Below are 14,462 nucleotides of genomic sequence, written 5' to 3'. Positions count from 1 at the left end.
GAAAAATAGAGAAATGAATATAAGAGGTTATAAAAAACATTGATTTTACGCGGAAGTGGTGGTAAGATACAAAGCATCAAAACCTTATGCGCAAAAGGTATAAAAAGATAATCCTCAGAAAGGTTGGTAAGAGAGATGAAAAAGAAGGTTTTAGCGGCACTGCTTGCCGGAGCAATGACAGTTACACTGGGAGCATGCGGAGGAAATACAGGCAGTGGAAATGACACCAGCAAGGCAGACGACAACACACAGGGGACAACGGACACAGCGGATGTGAGCAAGGATGCCATTCGCTTTATGAACACAAAGATCGAGATTGACGGAGCTTTGAAAGAGTTTGCAAAGCAGTACCAGGAAGAGACAGGACAGGAAGTTGTGATCGAATCCCTGGGCGGCGGTGTGGATGTAAACGGACAGCTCAAAAATTATTATGCAGCAGGCAACATGCCGGACATCTTTGCATTTGCTGCAGACTCTTACAAATCTTCTTTTAAAGACTGGCTGGAACCACTGGACGGTGAGTCCTGGATCGACGATACGGATTATGCGTTTAAGGGAGAGGACGGAAAAGTATACGGAATGCCTTTCGCACTGGAAGGAATCGGTCTGGCATACAACAAAGATATTCTGGATAAAGCGGGGGTTGACCCGTCAGCGCTGACAAATATCAATGCTTACAAAGAGGCATTTGAGAAGATAGATTCCATGAAGGACGAGCTGGGAATTACATCTGTGTGTGCTGTAGCGGCAGAGTCAGGACAGATGTACTGGTCAACGGGCAACCATATGATGGCAGCTTACATTTCTCAGGGAAAAGACAGAACGGACAAAGATATTATTGATAAGCTGAACAAAGGGGAGATTGATAAAGACAGAATGGGACAGTTCGGTGACTGGCTTCAGTTATTGTTTGATTATTCAGATCAGAACGTATTGATCTCCGGTACATATGATGACCAGCTTGCACTGTGGGCTACAGGAAAAGCAGCATTCATCACCCAGGGTAATTGGATCGACCCGTCACTTCCCACCTATGAAGCAGAGTTTGCATGCGGACTGGCACCGGCGGCATTTATGGAAGAGGATACAGACGGCATCATAGTGGACGCACCGGCTGTATGGGGTATCTATAATGAGAGTGATAAGATTGACGCCTGCAAGGAATTTTTAAAGGCACTGGCAGAGAGCGAAGAGGGACAGAAAGCCCTGGTTGAGGACTGCGGAATGGTTTCTCCGTATAAATCCTGCACACTGGAGCCGAGCACACCGCTGGCAAAAAGCATGCTTCCTTACATCAAAGACGGAAAAACCTATGCATGGGATTGGCTGACACAGCCGGAAGGTATTGCACAGAATGCCACAGGAGCTGTATTTGAGCTGTACGCAAAAGGACAGCTGGATAAACAGGGATTTGTAGACACCATGGAATCAGTAATCAAAGATTATGTAGCATCTAACGGAAGCAATTAACCAGTTTACCGGCGGTTTTCCCCGAGGGGAGGACAGCCGGTAAATTTTCAAAAGGGGAAAAGGCATGAATGTTCAATTGAAAAAAACGATATCAATCGCTGCCATGGCTGCGGGCATTATAGGTATGGCAGCAGCACTCTATATGGATTTTTCGGGCAGCGCCTCCACGATCAGGGGACCGCTTCTTATTGCAGGGGCTTTGCTTGTGATAGCCGGCGTCTACCTGCTTCCGACCAGAAAGCACCGCTCCATTATCAATGTGCTGTTCCTGTTTCCGCTGATCTTTGCGTTTGCGGTGACAGTATTGATTCCGTTTGCCTGCGGTATCTTTTACTCCATGACAGACTGGAATGGAATCAAATTTGAGAAGTTTGTGGGACTTGGCAACTACATCAGTATGTTTAAATCAAATGATTATATTTATTCATTTGTGGTAACCTTTATCTTCACGGTGATCAATATGCTGGCTGTGAACCTGGTGGCTTTCGGACTGGCTCTTCTTTGTACATCAAAAGTTAAGGGAAGAAACTTCTACCGTGCGGCTTACTTTATCCCGAACCTGATTGGTGGTATTGTACTTGGTTATGTATGGCAGTTTATTTTCAACAAGGTAATGACAACTGTGATCGAAGGCAGCACGTCCATGCTGACAGATCCCAATCTGGCGATCGCCGCTATTTTGATCGTAAGTACCTGGCAGTACGCGGGGTATATTATGATGATCTATGTGACAGGTCTGCAGAGTGTGCCAAAGGATATTCTGGAGGCATCCAATGTGGATGGGGCTAACCAGATCACAACCCTGCTGAAGATCAAGGTTCCCATGATCGCAAATACATTTACTGTATGTATTTTCCTGACACTGGTCAACTCATTCAAACAGTTTGACCTGAACCTGGCTATCACCAATGGTGCGCCCAGCCGTATTCTGGCGGGTAAACCGGTGCAGGCAACCGAGTTTTTGGCATTGAATATTTATAACACGGCTATCAGTAAAAACCAGTATGCATTGGGACAGACAAAGGCAGTGGTATTCTTTATCATCCTGGCGATCGTGTCTTTGACACAGGTATCCATCAGTAAGAAGAAGGAGGTTGAAATGTAATGAAGGCACAGAAAATAAGAACCGGAATCGCAGAAATTATTGGTGTGATTCTTACAATTATCATCCTGGCTCCTTTCCTGCTGGTGGTTGTGAACTCCGCAAAGAGCAGCGCGGATATTATCACAAGCCCTATTTCCCTGCCGGAGCATTGGGGACAGATTTTTACAAATCTGAGCAATGTAATACATAACCAGAACTTTAACTACTGGAATTCTTTCTTCAGCTCTCTGCTGATCACAGCGGTTTCCCTTTTGCTGCTGACCGTATTTTCCAGTATGGCTGCATGGGTTCTGGTGAGAAACAAAACAAAATGGTCCAGTTTCATTTTTATGCTGTTTGTGTCAGCTATGGTTATTCCTTTCCAGGTCGTTATGCTACCGCTGCTTTCCACATTCCGGGAAACCTCCAACTTCTTCGGGATTCAGATGCTGCAGAGTTATAAGGGGATTATCTTTGCTTATCTGGGATTCGGCGGGTCTATGTCCGTGTTTATTCTGCATGGGTTTGTGAAAGGGATTCCTTATGAGCTGGAGGAGGCTGCCTGGATCGATGGGTGCAGTCCGGAAGGGACGTTCTTCCGTATTATTTTCCCGCTTTTGAAACCTGTACAGGTGACGGTTCTGATACTGAACGGTATCTGGATCTGGAATGATTACCTGCTTCCCTCTCTGATGCTGGGGCTGAATGGGAAGATCAAGACACTGCCTGTGGCGGTCAGCAGTTTTGTGGGGTCTTATGTGAAGCAGTGGGATTTGATCTTATCGGCAGCGCTGCTGGCTATGATTCCTATTATTATTTTGTTCCTGTTTGCGCAGAAGCAGATTATACAGGGAATGGTGGATGGAGCGATTAAGTAAGAAGTGAAAAAGGTTTTGAAGTTGGGCACCGGATATGGGGAGAATGTATCCGGTGCTTTTTTGGTACATGGACATGGAAAGCAAAGGGTCCGGATGCCTTTGCCTCCCGGCCCCGGGCCCTTTGCTTTCCCCTGGTAGTGGAGGGCGGCAGGTGACCGATTGGAAACGAGGGTCATATGATAGAAAAAAAGGGATTTTTATGAATATGATCAGGAGAGTATCTTCATATATATTGTTTTTTGGTGTTTTCATGCTGTTGGGGTGTACATCGGTTTTCGCGCTGCCGCCTGAAGATGGGAATCAGCGGCAGGGGATTGACGTGAGTATGTGGCAGGGGGATATTGATTTTGAGGAGGTGGCAGGTACCGGAGTGGATACGGTCTATATCCGGTCCAGTCTGGGAAGTGATTATACTGACCCATATTTTGAACATAATTATGAGAGAGCCAGGGCAGCAGGGCTGAATGTGGGATTTTATCATTATGTGACCGCCAGGACAGTTTCCCAGGCGGTGTATGAAGCACATTTTTATGTGAACGTGATTCAGGGAAAGGAGTTTCAGTGCCGGCTGGCTATGGATTTTGAGGATTTGACCCGTCTGAGTGCCGGGGAGGCGAATGAGATTGGGCTGGCGTTTATCAGGACCGTGGAAAACCTGAGCGGTAAAGGGACAGTGGTGTATAGTGATGCCTACAATGCCGGGAACGTGTTTGGGGGAGAGCTGACAGAATACCCCCTTTGGATCGCGGAATATGATGTGTCAGAGCCTTCGTCACAGGTGAACTGGGACTCATGGGCAGGATGGCAGTATTCGGATACGGGGAATGTGGCCGGGATTTCCGGGTATGTGGATTTGGACCGTTATACAGATGCTATGTTTTTAGAGGAAGCGGGAAGCGTGCCGGGGCCTGTGCCTATGCCCGAACCTTCTTCGTCTACGGTGGAGTATACGGTTAAGAGCGGGGATACGCTGTGGGGGATTGCCCGGATGTACAGAACCAGTGTATCTGCTATTGTTTCTGAAAATGGGATAGCAAATCCCAACCTGATTTACCCCGGGGAAGTGCTGAGGATCACACTTGCGGATCAGGTATCGTCTTCTCAGGTGGATAACACGTATATGGTGCGAAGAGGAGATACCCTCTGGGGGATAGCGCGGATGTACAGGATTTCTGTGGCAAGGCTTGCGGCTATAAATCATATCTCTGATCCGAACCTGATCTATCCCGGGGAGGTTCTGCAGATTTCAGCCTCCGGAAGTACGGGGGATGTGGGAAGGACCTATATTGTGCGTTACGGGGATACGCTGTCAGGGATCGCGGACAGGTTTGGGACTACGGTTTCACAGCTTGCGGCAGTTAACGGGATAGCGGACCCGAATCTGATCTACGCCGGGGAAGTTCTTACAGTCAGCTGAGCAGGCAGGAAGAGACGATATGAAATGCAGGCAAAAGAACAGATAGAAGAACAGACAGAAAAAACGGGGATGTTCCGGAGCATCCCCGTTTTTGTATGAGCCGGCCATGATAAGAGCCGCAGCGTTCAGTCAGCTTTTGCTTTGTCAAGTGCCTCATTGATGGCGTCCAGCAGAAGCATTGAGGTGTATTTGTTTTCGTCTGTATAGGTGATGTTTTCCGTGGTCTGCGATGCGTATATCTGGCTGGAGAGCGCATCCAGTGCGGGCTCCATCAGCGGATACATGGCAGTGGTGGTCTCGCTTAAATTTACCAGAGATATGGCATTTATGTGGTTTTCGTCCACGGTAACCTCAACGTCAAATGTGTTGCCATTTAGTGTGATGGGGCTTTTATACACGCCAGCGTGGTAGACAGCGGCTGAAGTGGCGGCTGAGTCGGCTTTCCGGTCTTTTCCGAACATCATAAAGAGAAGAACCGCCAGAAGAATGGCAAGTACCACGAAAATAATGGTATAAATGACTTCTTTCATATGTAATACGACAATCTTGGTCTTTGAGCTCATGGCTGCACCTCCTGCATTCCTTTTTATAACTTATTATGAAAGTGGGGAAAATATGCAAGGATTCTTTTGGGGAGGACAAATTACCTGCGAATGAACTCGTCATGTTTTTGTTCGAGAAGTCGGAAATCGACTGTGCTTTTCAGGTAGCCGATGGAAGAATTGTTTTCGGATTTTTGCTTATATAGAAGTTTGGCATTCTGTTTTATTTTCTTTTGATTCTTACGGATAAAGATTAATTCTTTATGTATCAATGCTTTATAACGACGGTCTGACTCATTGTCGATATCGTACAAAGTAAGTTCAGATGCTGGAACTGGTATCATGTTGCTCAGTTTTAAGGTTCCTTTCAACTCCGGCTCTCCGTTTGAGGAAACCGCAGTAATTCTTATGATTGGGATAATACTTTTTCGTATTCGCCGCTCACCGTTTATTATTTGGTAATCTGTGTTTTTTGGAGAGGAAAGAGGAATATAGTAATAATAATTATTAATAATATATACAATACCCAGATATTTTCTGGTATGTTTTCGGTCATTTTCCTTTGCTGAGAATACATTTCTATCAGCGGCTCTTAGAAAAGCGATGTATTCTTCTGAAATTTCATATAATCGTAGAGTATCCATATCTGTCTCCTTTGATGAAAAGAGGCAGTCCTAAGACTGCCCCTTAATATTAAAGTTTCCCACTGTCCGGCAGGGAATCTCCTGATGTTAAAGTTTTCCACTATCTGGCAGGAACTCTCCTGATGTTAAAGTTTTCCACTTCTGGTAGGAACTCACCTGATGATGATTGCTCATCTATATCATTATTATACGTTTCGACTAAAAATATGTCAAGAAAATTAGAGCTCAGAATATTCCCCAACAGAAAAACAAGGTTGGTTCCGCCCCCGTTTTGTGATACACTGGTTGCAGACAATTTTTGTCGCTAAGGAGGCAGGAGAAATATGAAGTACCGATTGCTTGTGCTGGACATTGACGGCACAGTTACCAATACAGAGAAAAAAGTGACGCCGAGGACAAAAGCAGCCATAAAGAAACTGCAGGAGCAGGGCACCCTGGTGGCCATTGCTTCCGGGCGGCCCACAAGGGGGATCGCGCCGGTGGCAGATGAACTGGAGTTTGATAAATACGGCAGTTATGTGCTGGCCTTTAACGGTGCCAGGATCGTGAACTGGAAGACAAAGGAGTGCATTTATTCCAAGACCCTTCCTCTGGGAATGCCCAGAAAGCTCTACCGCAGCGCAGTGCGCCATGAGGTAGGGATCATCACATATGAAGAGGAGCAGATCATTGCCGGGACAACGCCGGATATCTATATGGAGACAGAGTCAAGGATCACAGGACTGCCCATCTGTTACAGACAGGATTTTCCTAATTATGTAAACTTCCCGGTGAATAAATGTCTTCTCACAGGAGAGCCGGATGAGTTGGAGAGAATTGAGCCGCTTCTGGCTGAGGAGTATCTCCATGAGGCCCAGATATTCCGTTCAGAGCCGTTTTTCCTGGAGGCAACGCCTAAAAATGTGGACAAGGCCTACTGTCTGGAAAAGCTGCTGAAGCTTCTGGGCATATCCAGGGAAGAGATGGTGTGCTGTGGGGACGGATATAACGACATATCCATGATACAGTTTGCAGGCCTTGGGGCAGCTATGGCAAATGCCCAGGAAAAGGTAAAAGATGTGGCTGACTATATCACAGTCCGCAGCAATGATGAGGACGGAGTCGAAGAAGTGATAGAGAAATTTTTCTTGAAAGAATAATAAGGAGGGAGTCCATGCCGCTGCATTTTATATTCGGCGCTTCAGGGGCCGGGAAATCGCACTATATTTATCAGAAGATCATACAGGAATCCATGGAGCATCCCGGACGGCAGTATCTGGTGCTGGTTCCGGAGCAGTTTACCATGCAGACGCAGAAAGAGCTTGTAATGATGCACCCCAAAAAGGGGATTCTGAACATAGATGTCCTGAGTTTTGAGCGCCTTGCCTACCGCGTTCTGGAGGAGACAGGGGAATCCTGCGCGCAGGTCCTGGAAGAGACGGGTAAAAGCCTGGTGCTTCGCAAGGTGTCCCAGGAGAAGAAAAAGGAACTGAAGATCCTGGGAGAGAAAATGAAAAAGCAGGGCTATATTTCCCAGATGAAATCCATGGTGTCAGAGCTGAAGCAGTATGAGGTCACAAAAGAGGATATGGACCTTATGCTGGACTATGCGAAAAATAAGCCGGAGCTGTATTATAAGCTGAAAGATATCTCTGTGCTGTACCAGGGATTTTTTGATTACCTGGAAGGGAATTTTATCACCCAGGAGGAAGTGCTGGAGGTGCTGGGAAGGGTGGCAGGGAAGTCCGGAAAGCTGGCCGGGAGTGTGATGGTCCTGGACGGCTATACGGGTTTTACCCCTATTCAGTTGCAGCTTTTGGAGCGGATTCTCCCTCTGTGTGAGACCATGTACGTGACCGTCACTATGGATGACCGTCTGGACCCCTATCGCCCGGGCAGCCCCCACCATCTCTTTCATCTGAGCAGGGAAACCGTGTCTAAGTTATGTAAACTTGCGGGGGCGGCGGGCAGTCAGATTGAGGAGACATGGGTAAAAGAAAACGGAAGATTTTCCGATAATAAGCCCATGGCATTTCTGGAACGGAATCTGTTCCGGTTCAGAAAGGAAGTCTATACAGAAGAACAGCAGGCAGTCCATATTCGGGAGAGCAGAAACCCGGCCCGGGAGATGGAGGAGACAGCTCTTATGATACGCCGCCTGATGCGGGAGGAAGGATACAGATGCCGGGATTTCGCAGTGATCACAGGAGATATGGAGACCTATGCGGACCATGCGGCAAGGGCCTTTGATAAGTTTGATATCCCCTGTTTCATAGACCGGAAAAAGTCTGTATTCATGAATCCTTTTGTGGAATTTCTCCGCTCGGCTGTGGATATGCTTCTGGAAAATTACAGTTATGAGAGTGTTTTTCGGCTGCTGCGCTGCGGACTGCTGGATCTGCCCTGCCGGGATATGGATTGGCTGGAAAATTATGTGCTTGGCATGGGAATCCGTGGGTTCCGCAAATGGCAGGAGGAGTGGGTGCTCCACTACCGCGGGGAAAAGCCGGAGGAGGTTCCTGAGATTGACAGGATACGGCAGCAGCTCATGGACACCCTGGCCCCGTTCACGGAACAGATGAAGACCAGAAAAGGGACTGTCCGGGAACGCGTCCTGGCCTTCTATGAATTTATCACTGCCTGTGGTATCCAGGAAAAACTGGACAGAAGCGGAAAAGCGTTCGCAAAAGAAAACGCCATGGACAGGGCAAAAGAATATGAGCAGATCTACCCCATGGTCATGGACCTTTTTGACAAGATGACAGAGGTTCTGGGGGAGGAGAAAGTAAGCCTCCGGGAGTTCAAGGAGCTTTTGGAGGCAGGCCTTTCCGAAGTGAAGATCGGTATTATTCCGCCCAGTTCCGACCAGGTGCTTGTGGGCGATATGGAGAGGACCAGGCTTAAGGATATCCGGGTGCTTTTCTTTGTGGGTGTAAATGACGGGAAAATTCCAAGAGAGGACGCTGCAGGCAAGATCCTGTCAGATTTGAATCGGGAGGATTTAAAGGCTTCCTCTGTTGCCCTGGCGCCCACCTACCGGGAGAATCTGTACACTCAGAGGTTCTATCTGTACCTGAATATGACAAAGCCATCCGATAAACTGTATCTCTCCTACAGCAGAGCCGACGACGGAGGGGAACCCATGACCCAGTCCTTTTTGATCGGTGCAGTCAGGAAGCTGTTTCCGGCGCTTGTTTTGGAGCGGCCGTCCGAGGATGCTGTCTGGGAAGTGGAAAATCCCAAAAGCGCGCTTGCGTATCTGGCATGGGGATTTAAGGAAATTCTGGAACGTGAGCCTTCTTTGCTCTGGAAGGAGCTTTTTTCCTGGTACCAGAAGCAGGATGCCTGGAAACAGACCATGGAGAATATGGTGGAAGGAGCTTTCCGCATCAATCCTGAGGATGAGATCGGAAGAAGTGTGGCAAGAGCGCTCTATGGCACCACCCTGGAGAACAGCGCCACCCGTCTGGAATTGTTTGCCCAGTGTGCCTGTGCCCATTTTATGGCGTACGGCCTGGAATTAAAAGAGCGGGCCAGATATGAATTCAGCCCCATGGATATGGGAAATGTACTGCACAGCGGCCTTGAGAGTTTTGCAAAAAAAATGCACCAGCGCGGTCTTTCATGGACTGCTCTTGATGAGGTTCAGATGGATGAGATGGCAGAAGACTGTGTGGAGGAGGTAGTTTCTTACTACGGAAATACCGTGCTGAAAAGCAGTGCCAGAAATGAATACATGGTCAGCCGGGTAAAAAGGATGATGAAGCGCACCATCTGGGCTTTGACAAAGCAGATGGAGCAGGGAGCGTTCACGCCCAGCCGTTTCGAGGTCTCTTTTGCCATGGCAGATTCTCTGGAGAGTATCAACATTGCCCTGTCAAAGGAGGAGAAAATGAAACTCCTGGGCAGGATTGACCGGGTGGATACCTGCGAGGAGGAGGACAAGGTTCTGGTGAAGGTCATTGACTATAAGTCAGGAAACACCTCCTTTGACCTGCTGGCTCTGTATCACGGCCTGCAGCTTCAGCTTGTGCTGTATATGAACGCAGCTATGGAGCTGGAGCAGAGGAACCATCCGGATAAGCAGGTGGTGCCTGCAGGTATTTTTTACTATAATATCAAAGATCCTGTGGTTGAGAAAGTGGAGGAGGAGGACCCGGAGGCGCTGAACCGCCGCATTTTGAAGGAGCTGCGCATGAACGGCCTGGCCTCCTCAGACAGGGGTGTGCTGGAAAAGCTGGATGAAAACCTGAGCGCAAACGGTACCTCATCCCTCTGTGTTCCGGTGACCATCAACAAGGACGGAAGCCTGTCACGGAATTCCAGTGCGGTCAGCCCGGAGCAGTTCCGTCTGATATCGAATTATGTAAACCAGAAGATGAAGGAGATCGGCCGCAGGATTTTAGCAGGGGAGGCTGAGACTCAGCCTTATGAGATGGGAAAACGAAATGCGTGTCAGTATTGTCCTTATAAAGGTGCCTGTGGGTTTGACGAGAAAACCGCGGGATACCACTACCGCAGACTGAATCCTCTGAAGCCGGAGGAGATATGGGGCAGAATGAAAGACGGGGAAAAGTCTGAGGACCCTGTGGATAAGGAGGTGTAAAAAATGGGAGTGATGTGGACAACAGAGCAGCAGAAGGTGATCGATTCCAGAGACTGCAACATACTGGTCAGTGCAGCGGCGGGAAGCGGCAAGACGGCTGTGCTCGTGGAGCGTATTATTTCCATGGTCACAGATCCGGTGCATCCGGTGGATATTGACAGGCTGCTGATTGTGACTTTTACCCGGGCGGCTGCGGGGGAGATGCGGGAACGTATCCGGCTGGCGATTGAAAAAAAGCTTGCGGAGGATGAGGACAATGAGCATCTGCAGAGGCAGAGCACACTGCTTCACCACGCGCAGATCACCACCATTGACAGCTTCTGTTCCTATGTGGTGAAAAATTATTTTCATCTCATTGATCTGGACCCTTCTTATCGTATGGCGGAGGAGGGGGAGCTTCGCCTGATGCAGGGTGATGTAGCTGCCCAGGTGCTTGATGATGCATACAGCAGGAAAGAGCCGGAATTTCTGCAGTTTGTGGAGTGTTTTTCCACCGGGAAGACGGATGAGGGGATTGAGGATATGATAAAGCGCCTCTATGCCTTTTCGGTCAGCTATCCGTATCCTGAGGAATGGCTTTTGTCCTGTAAGGAGGCTTACAGCATTTCTTCCGCGGAGGAACTGGAACAGGCCGGATGGATGCAGATGATCAAAGAGGATATCAGAAAAAGCCTGCAGGAGGCCATGAATCTGGCAGACGCGGCGCTGGAGACAGCCAGAGAAGAGGGCGGACCTTATTATTATGAAAATGCCCTGGAATCTGACAGGACGTTTGTGCAGAAACTGCTGCAGACGGATTCCTTTGAGGAATGGCAGAGACTTTTTTCCGGTCTTTCCTTTGCCAGGCTTGCGGCAAAAAAGGATTCCCAGGTCTCAGAGGAGGCAAAGGAGCTTACAAAGAATCTGCGGCAGCAGGTAAAAGACCTGTTAGGTGAACTGAAGGAACAGTATTTTGCCCTCTCTCTGGAGGACGCGGCGGAGTATGTGCGCATGGCGGGAGGTCCGGTTGGTGTGCTCATTGATCTGACGCTTGCGTTTGCCCGGGCGTTTGCAGAGAAGAAGAGGGAGAAAAATATACTGGACTTTTCCGATCTGGAACATTTTGCCCTGAAGATCCTGGTGGACCATTCCGGGGAGAAGGATAAGCGGACTCAGGCGGCAAAGGAACTGGCGGACAGATTTGCTGAGGTCATGATAGATGAATACCAGGACAGTAACTTTGTACAGGAAAAGCTTTTAAACGCTGTGTCTAAGATGGAGGAAGGAAACAACAATATTTTCATGGTAGGGGACGTGAAACAGAGTATCTATCGTTTCCGTCTTGCAAGGCCGGATCTGTTTATGGAAAAATTCAAAACTTATTCCACAGCCGGAGGGAAATGCCTGAGAATCGACCTGCACAAAAATTTCCGAAGCCGGAAGGAAGTGCTGGACGGGGTGAATTTCCTTTTTTATCAGATCATGGGGGAAGCGCTTGGAAAAGTGGAGTACGATGATGCAGCGGCGCTGTATCCGGGTGCATCTTTTCCACCGTATCCGGCGGGACAGGATGGGGAACCGGATGCGTCAGAGAACCGGCAGGATGGTGGATCGGATGCGGCAGAGAAGCGACAGAACTCGGCGGCGGATACGGAACTGATCCTGGTGGAGACAGATGAGGAAGAGTGGAAGGTCATGGAGTCCGGTGAAAATGTACAGGAGTTGGAGGCCAGAGCCGCTGCCGCAAGGATTCAGGAGCTGGTGGGTTCCTATCCTGTTCTTGACAAAACCACGGGACAGTACCGCCCGGCCAGGTTTGGAGACTGTGTGGTACTGCTCAGAACCCTTTCCGGCTGGTCGGAGACTTTTAAACGCGTTTTGAATGCCCAGGGGATTCCGGCCAGTGTGACGACAAAGACGGGATATTTTTCCGCCTCAGAAGTTATGACCGTTTTGAATTATCTGCGCATTCTGGACAATCCGCTGCAGGACATTCCGTTTACCGGGGCGCTTCACAACCTGCCGGGCGGATTTTCCATGGAGGAGCTGGCCCGTGTAAAATGCGTGGGCAGGGAGATGGAGAAATCCGGCATGTATCAGTCACTTCTGGCGGCAGAAAGCCTGTGTGAATCGGATAATGCCGGGGACAGGCAGACCGGGGAGAAGGCAGGCCGTTTCCTGGAGCTGTATGAGAGTGTCCGGAAGAAAGTTCCCTACACACCCATGCATGAACTGCTGTGGGAGATCTATGACAGGACAGGACTCTTTGACTATATACAGGCAGGAGCTTCCGGGGAACAGCAGAAGGCCAACCTGCTGATGCTTCTTCAGAAGGCCAGGGATTATGAGAGCACCAGCTACCGGGGCCTCTTTAACTTTGTCAGGTATATAGAGAATCTGCAGAAATACCAGGTGGATTTCGGGGAGGCGAACATTCTTTCCGAAAATGAAGATACAGTGAAGATTATGAGTATCCACAAGAGCAAGGGTCTGGAATTTCCGGTGGTCTTTGTCTCCGGCATGGGAAAACAGTTCAACCAGCAGGATGCCAGAGCATCCCTTGCCATGCACCCTGATCTGGGAGTGGGCGCCGACTGGGTGGATGCAGAGCTGCGCACCAAAACGCCGACTCTTCTGAAAAAAGCAGTACAGCGCCAGATACAGATTGAGAATCTGGGAGAGGAACTGCGTATTCTCTATGTGGCACTGACCCGCGCCAAGGAAAAACTGATCCTCACCGGAAGTACCTCCAGGCTGGAAAAGCGGCTGACTGCCTTAGAACCCCTGAAAAAACAGGAGGAGCGCAGGATATCCTACGGCAGGCTGGCAAAAGCCCGCTGTTATCTGGACTGGATTTTCCCTGCCCTTGCAAGGCACCGCTGTATGGATGAAGTGTACCTCTCCTATGAGAAACGCCCCTATGTTTTAAATCCGCTCCACGATGACGAGGCCGGTTTCCATATACAGGTGATCTCACCCACAAAGCTTACACTGGAGGAAGCGGAGACCAGAATGATACAGAAGATGAAAAAGCAGGAAATTCTGGAATTTGATACAGCCGCAGTCTGGGATGAAAAGGTCAGGGAACAGATTGAGGAGCGTTTTACCTATTCTTATCCTTATTCGGACCGGGACAAGATTCCTGCAAAGGTCACGGTATCCGAGGTGAAGCGGCTGCACATGGAAGACGAGGAGAGTACTTCCTGGTATGAAGAGGAGGAGGAGATGATACCCTATATCCCGTCCTTTATTGAAAAACGCGAGGAAGGACTGACAGGAGCCGGAAGAGGTACCGCATACCACAGGGTATTCGAGTGCCTTGACTTTTCAAAAGCCGGGTCTGCAGAAGAGGCGGAGGAGCAGCTTTTGGCTCTGGAGTCTGAACACAGGATTGACAGTGAGATCCGCCGCACGGTTTCTCCCCGTGATGTGTATCAGTTTGCCGCTTCCTCCATTGGCAGACGCATGGCAGAAGCCCAGACCCGTGGATCGCTGTATCGGGAACAGCCCTTTGTCATGGAGATCGCAGCGGACAGGCTGAAGGAGGAATACCCGGAGGAGGAGCGTGTTCTGGTACAGGGAATCATTGATGCCTTCTTCTACGAGGGGGACAGCATTGTACTTGTGGATTACAAAACAGACAGGGTGCGCCGCAGAGACGGAAGTGATCTGATCGAGATGTACAGGGTCCAGCTTGATTACTATGCGGAGGCCTTGGAACGGGTGACGGGAAGGAAAGTGACGGAGAAGTATATTTACTCCGTGGAATTACAGAAGGGATTGGCTGTGCAGCAGGCTGCCCCGTAATTTCAGATTTACAAACCCCTTCCCCCATGTTATGATAGGAAGAAAGAATAAAACGT

Annotated in this window: 9 protein-coding genes; 7 read left to right on the top strand and 2 right to left on the bottom strand. The window is 49.0% G+C overall.

The genetic code is table 11. From position 1 onward, the window contains the following. Window positions 1-135 precede the first annotated feature (135 nt). The 4 genes from WMO65_RS12710 to WMO65_RS12695 all read left to right on the top strand — a co-directional run bounded on the left by WMO65_RS12710 (window position 136) and on the right by WMO65_RS12695 (window position 4,849). Window positions 136-1,470, top strand: a complete 1,335-nt coding sequence (locus WMO65_RS12710) for an ABC transporter substrate-binding protein (protein WP_033139203.1) — start codon at window positions 136-138, stop codon at window positions 1,468-1,470. A gap of 64 nt (window positions 1,471-1,534) precedes the next feature. Next, complete coding sequence (locus tag WMO65_RS12705; protein WP_033139204.1) at window positions 1,535-2,575, top strand: carbohydrate ABC transporter permease; 1,041 nt, start codon at window positions 1,535-1,537, stop codon at window positions 2,573-2,575. Then, a complete protein-coding gene (locus WMO65_RS12700; protein WP_033139205.1) occupies window positions 2,575-3,432 on the top strand; it encodes a carbohydrate ABC transporter permease in 858 nt (285 codons plus the stop codon). The genes WMO65_RS12705 and WMO65_RS12700 overlap by 1 nt, the downstream gene beginning before the upstream one ends. A gap of 199 nt (window positions 3,433-3,631) precedes the next feature. Beyond that, entirely contained in the window at window positions 3,632-4,849 is a 1,218-nt protein-coding gene (locus WMO65_RS12695) for a LysM peptidoglycan-binding domain-containing protein (protein ID WP_187370611.1), read from the top strand. 125 nt (window positions 4,850-4,974) lie between these two features. On the opposite strand, the gene WMO65_RS12690 is transcribed toward WMO65_RS12695, so the two are convergent. Together WMO65_RS12690 and WMO65_RS12685 are read right to left on the bottom strand one after the other, a co-directional pair. Beyond that, window positions 4,975-5,412, bottom strand: coding sequence for a hypothetical protein (locus WMO65_RS12690; RefSeq protein ID WP_018597792.1), 438 nt, complete (start codon window positions 5,410-5,412; stop codon window positions 4,975-4,977). An 80-nt stretch (window positions 5,413-5,492) separates the two neighbouring features. Beyond that, entirely contained in the window at window positions 5,493-6,035 is a 543-nt protein-coding gene (locus WMO65_RS12685) for a type III toxin-antitoxin system ToxN/AbiQ family toxin (RefSeq protein WP_033139206.1), read from the bottom strand. A 323-nt stretch (window positions 6,036-6,358) separates the two neighbouring features. Here WMO65_RS12685 and WMO65_RS12680 point away from each other — a divergent pair, with 323 nt between their 5' ends. The 3 genes from WMO65_RS12680 to addA are packed head-to-tail and all read left to right on the top strand — an operon-like array spanning window position 6,359 to window position 14,406. Continuing rightward, the gene (locus WMO65_RS12680) at window positions 6,359-7,174 is read left to right on the top strand and encodes a Cof-type HAD-IIB family hydrolase (RefSeq protein ID WP_033139207.1); all 816 of its coding nucleotides are present in this window, start codon (window positions 6,359-6,361) and stop codon (window positions 7,172-7,174) included. A gap of 14 nt (window positions 7,175-7,188) precedes the next feature. Continuing rightward, window positions 7,189-10,620, top strand: coding sequence for a helicase-exonuclease AddAB subunit AddB (gene addB / locus WMO65_RS12675; protein ID WP_148392850.1), 3,432 nt, complete (start codon window positions 7,189-7,191; stop codon window positions 10,618-10,620). Window positions 10,621-10,623: 3 nt separating this feature from the next. After that, window positions 10,624-14,406, top strand: a complete 3,783-nt coding sequence (gene addA / locus WMO65_RS12670) for a helicase-exonuclease AddAB subunit AddA (protein ID WP_148392851.1) — start codon at window positions 10,624-10,626, stop codon at window positions 14,404-14,406. Window positions 14,407-14,462: the final 56 nt, after the last annotated feature.

The organism is Blautia caccae (assembly GCF_040095955.1).
GTDB classification, from domain to species: Bacteria; Bacillota; Clostridia; order Lachnospirales; family Lachnospiraceae; genus Blautia; species Blautia celeris.
The sequence above is the reverse complement of the archived record's forward strand: the minus strand, read 5'-3'. Positions and strand labels throughout refer to the sequence as shown.

What these genes read in the sequence shown, in the direction of transcription:
- WMO65_RS12710 (WP_033139203.1), top strand. Translation starts at nt 136, where the DNA reads ATGAAAAAGAAGGTTTTAGCGGCACTGCTTGCCGGAGCAATGACAGTT.
- WMO65_RS12705 (WP_033139204.1), top strand. Translation starts at nt 1,535, where the DNA reads ATGAATGTTCAATTGAAAAAAACGATATCAATCGCTGCCATGGCTGCG.
- WMO65_RS12700 (WP_033139205.1), top strand. Translation starts at nt 2,575, where the DNA reads ATGAAGGCACAGAAAATAAGAACCGGAATCGCAGAAATTATTGGTGTG.
- WMO65_RS12695 (WP_187370611.1), top strand. Translation starts at nt 3,632, where the DNA reads ATGAATATGATCAGGAGAGTATCTTCATATATATTGTTTTTTGGTGTT.
- WMO65_RS12690 (WP_018597792.1), bottom strand. Translation starts at nt 5,412, where the DNA reads ATGAGCTCAAAGACCAAGATTGTCGTATTACATATGAAAGAAGTCATT.
- WMO65_RS12685 (WP_033139206.1), bottom strand. Translation starts at nt 6,035, where the DNA reads ATGGATACTCTACGATTATATGAAATTTCAGAAGAATACATCGCTTTT.
- WMO65_RS12680 (WP_033139207.1), top strand. Translation starts at nt 6,359, where the DNA reads ATGAAGTACCGATTGCTTGTGCTGGACATTGACGGCACAGTTACCAAT.
- addB (WP_148392850.1), top strand. Translation starts at nt 7,189, where the DNA reads ATGCCGCTGCATTTTATATTCGGCGCTTCAGGGGCCGGGAAATCGCAC.
- addA (WP_148392851.1), top strand. Translation starts at nt 10,624, where the DNA reads ATGGGAGTGATGTGGACAACAGAGCAGCAGAAGGTGATCGATTCCAGA.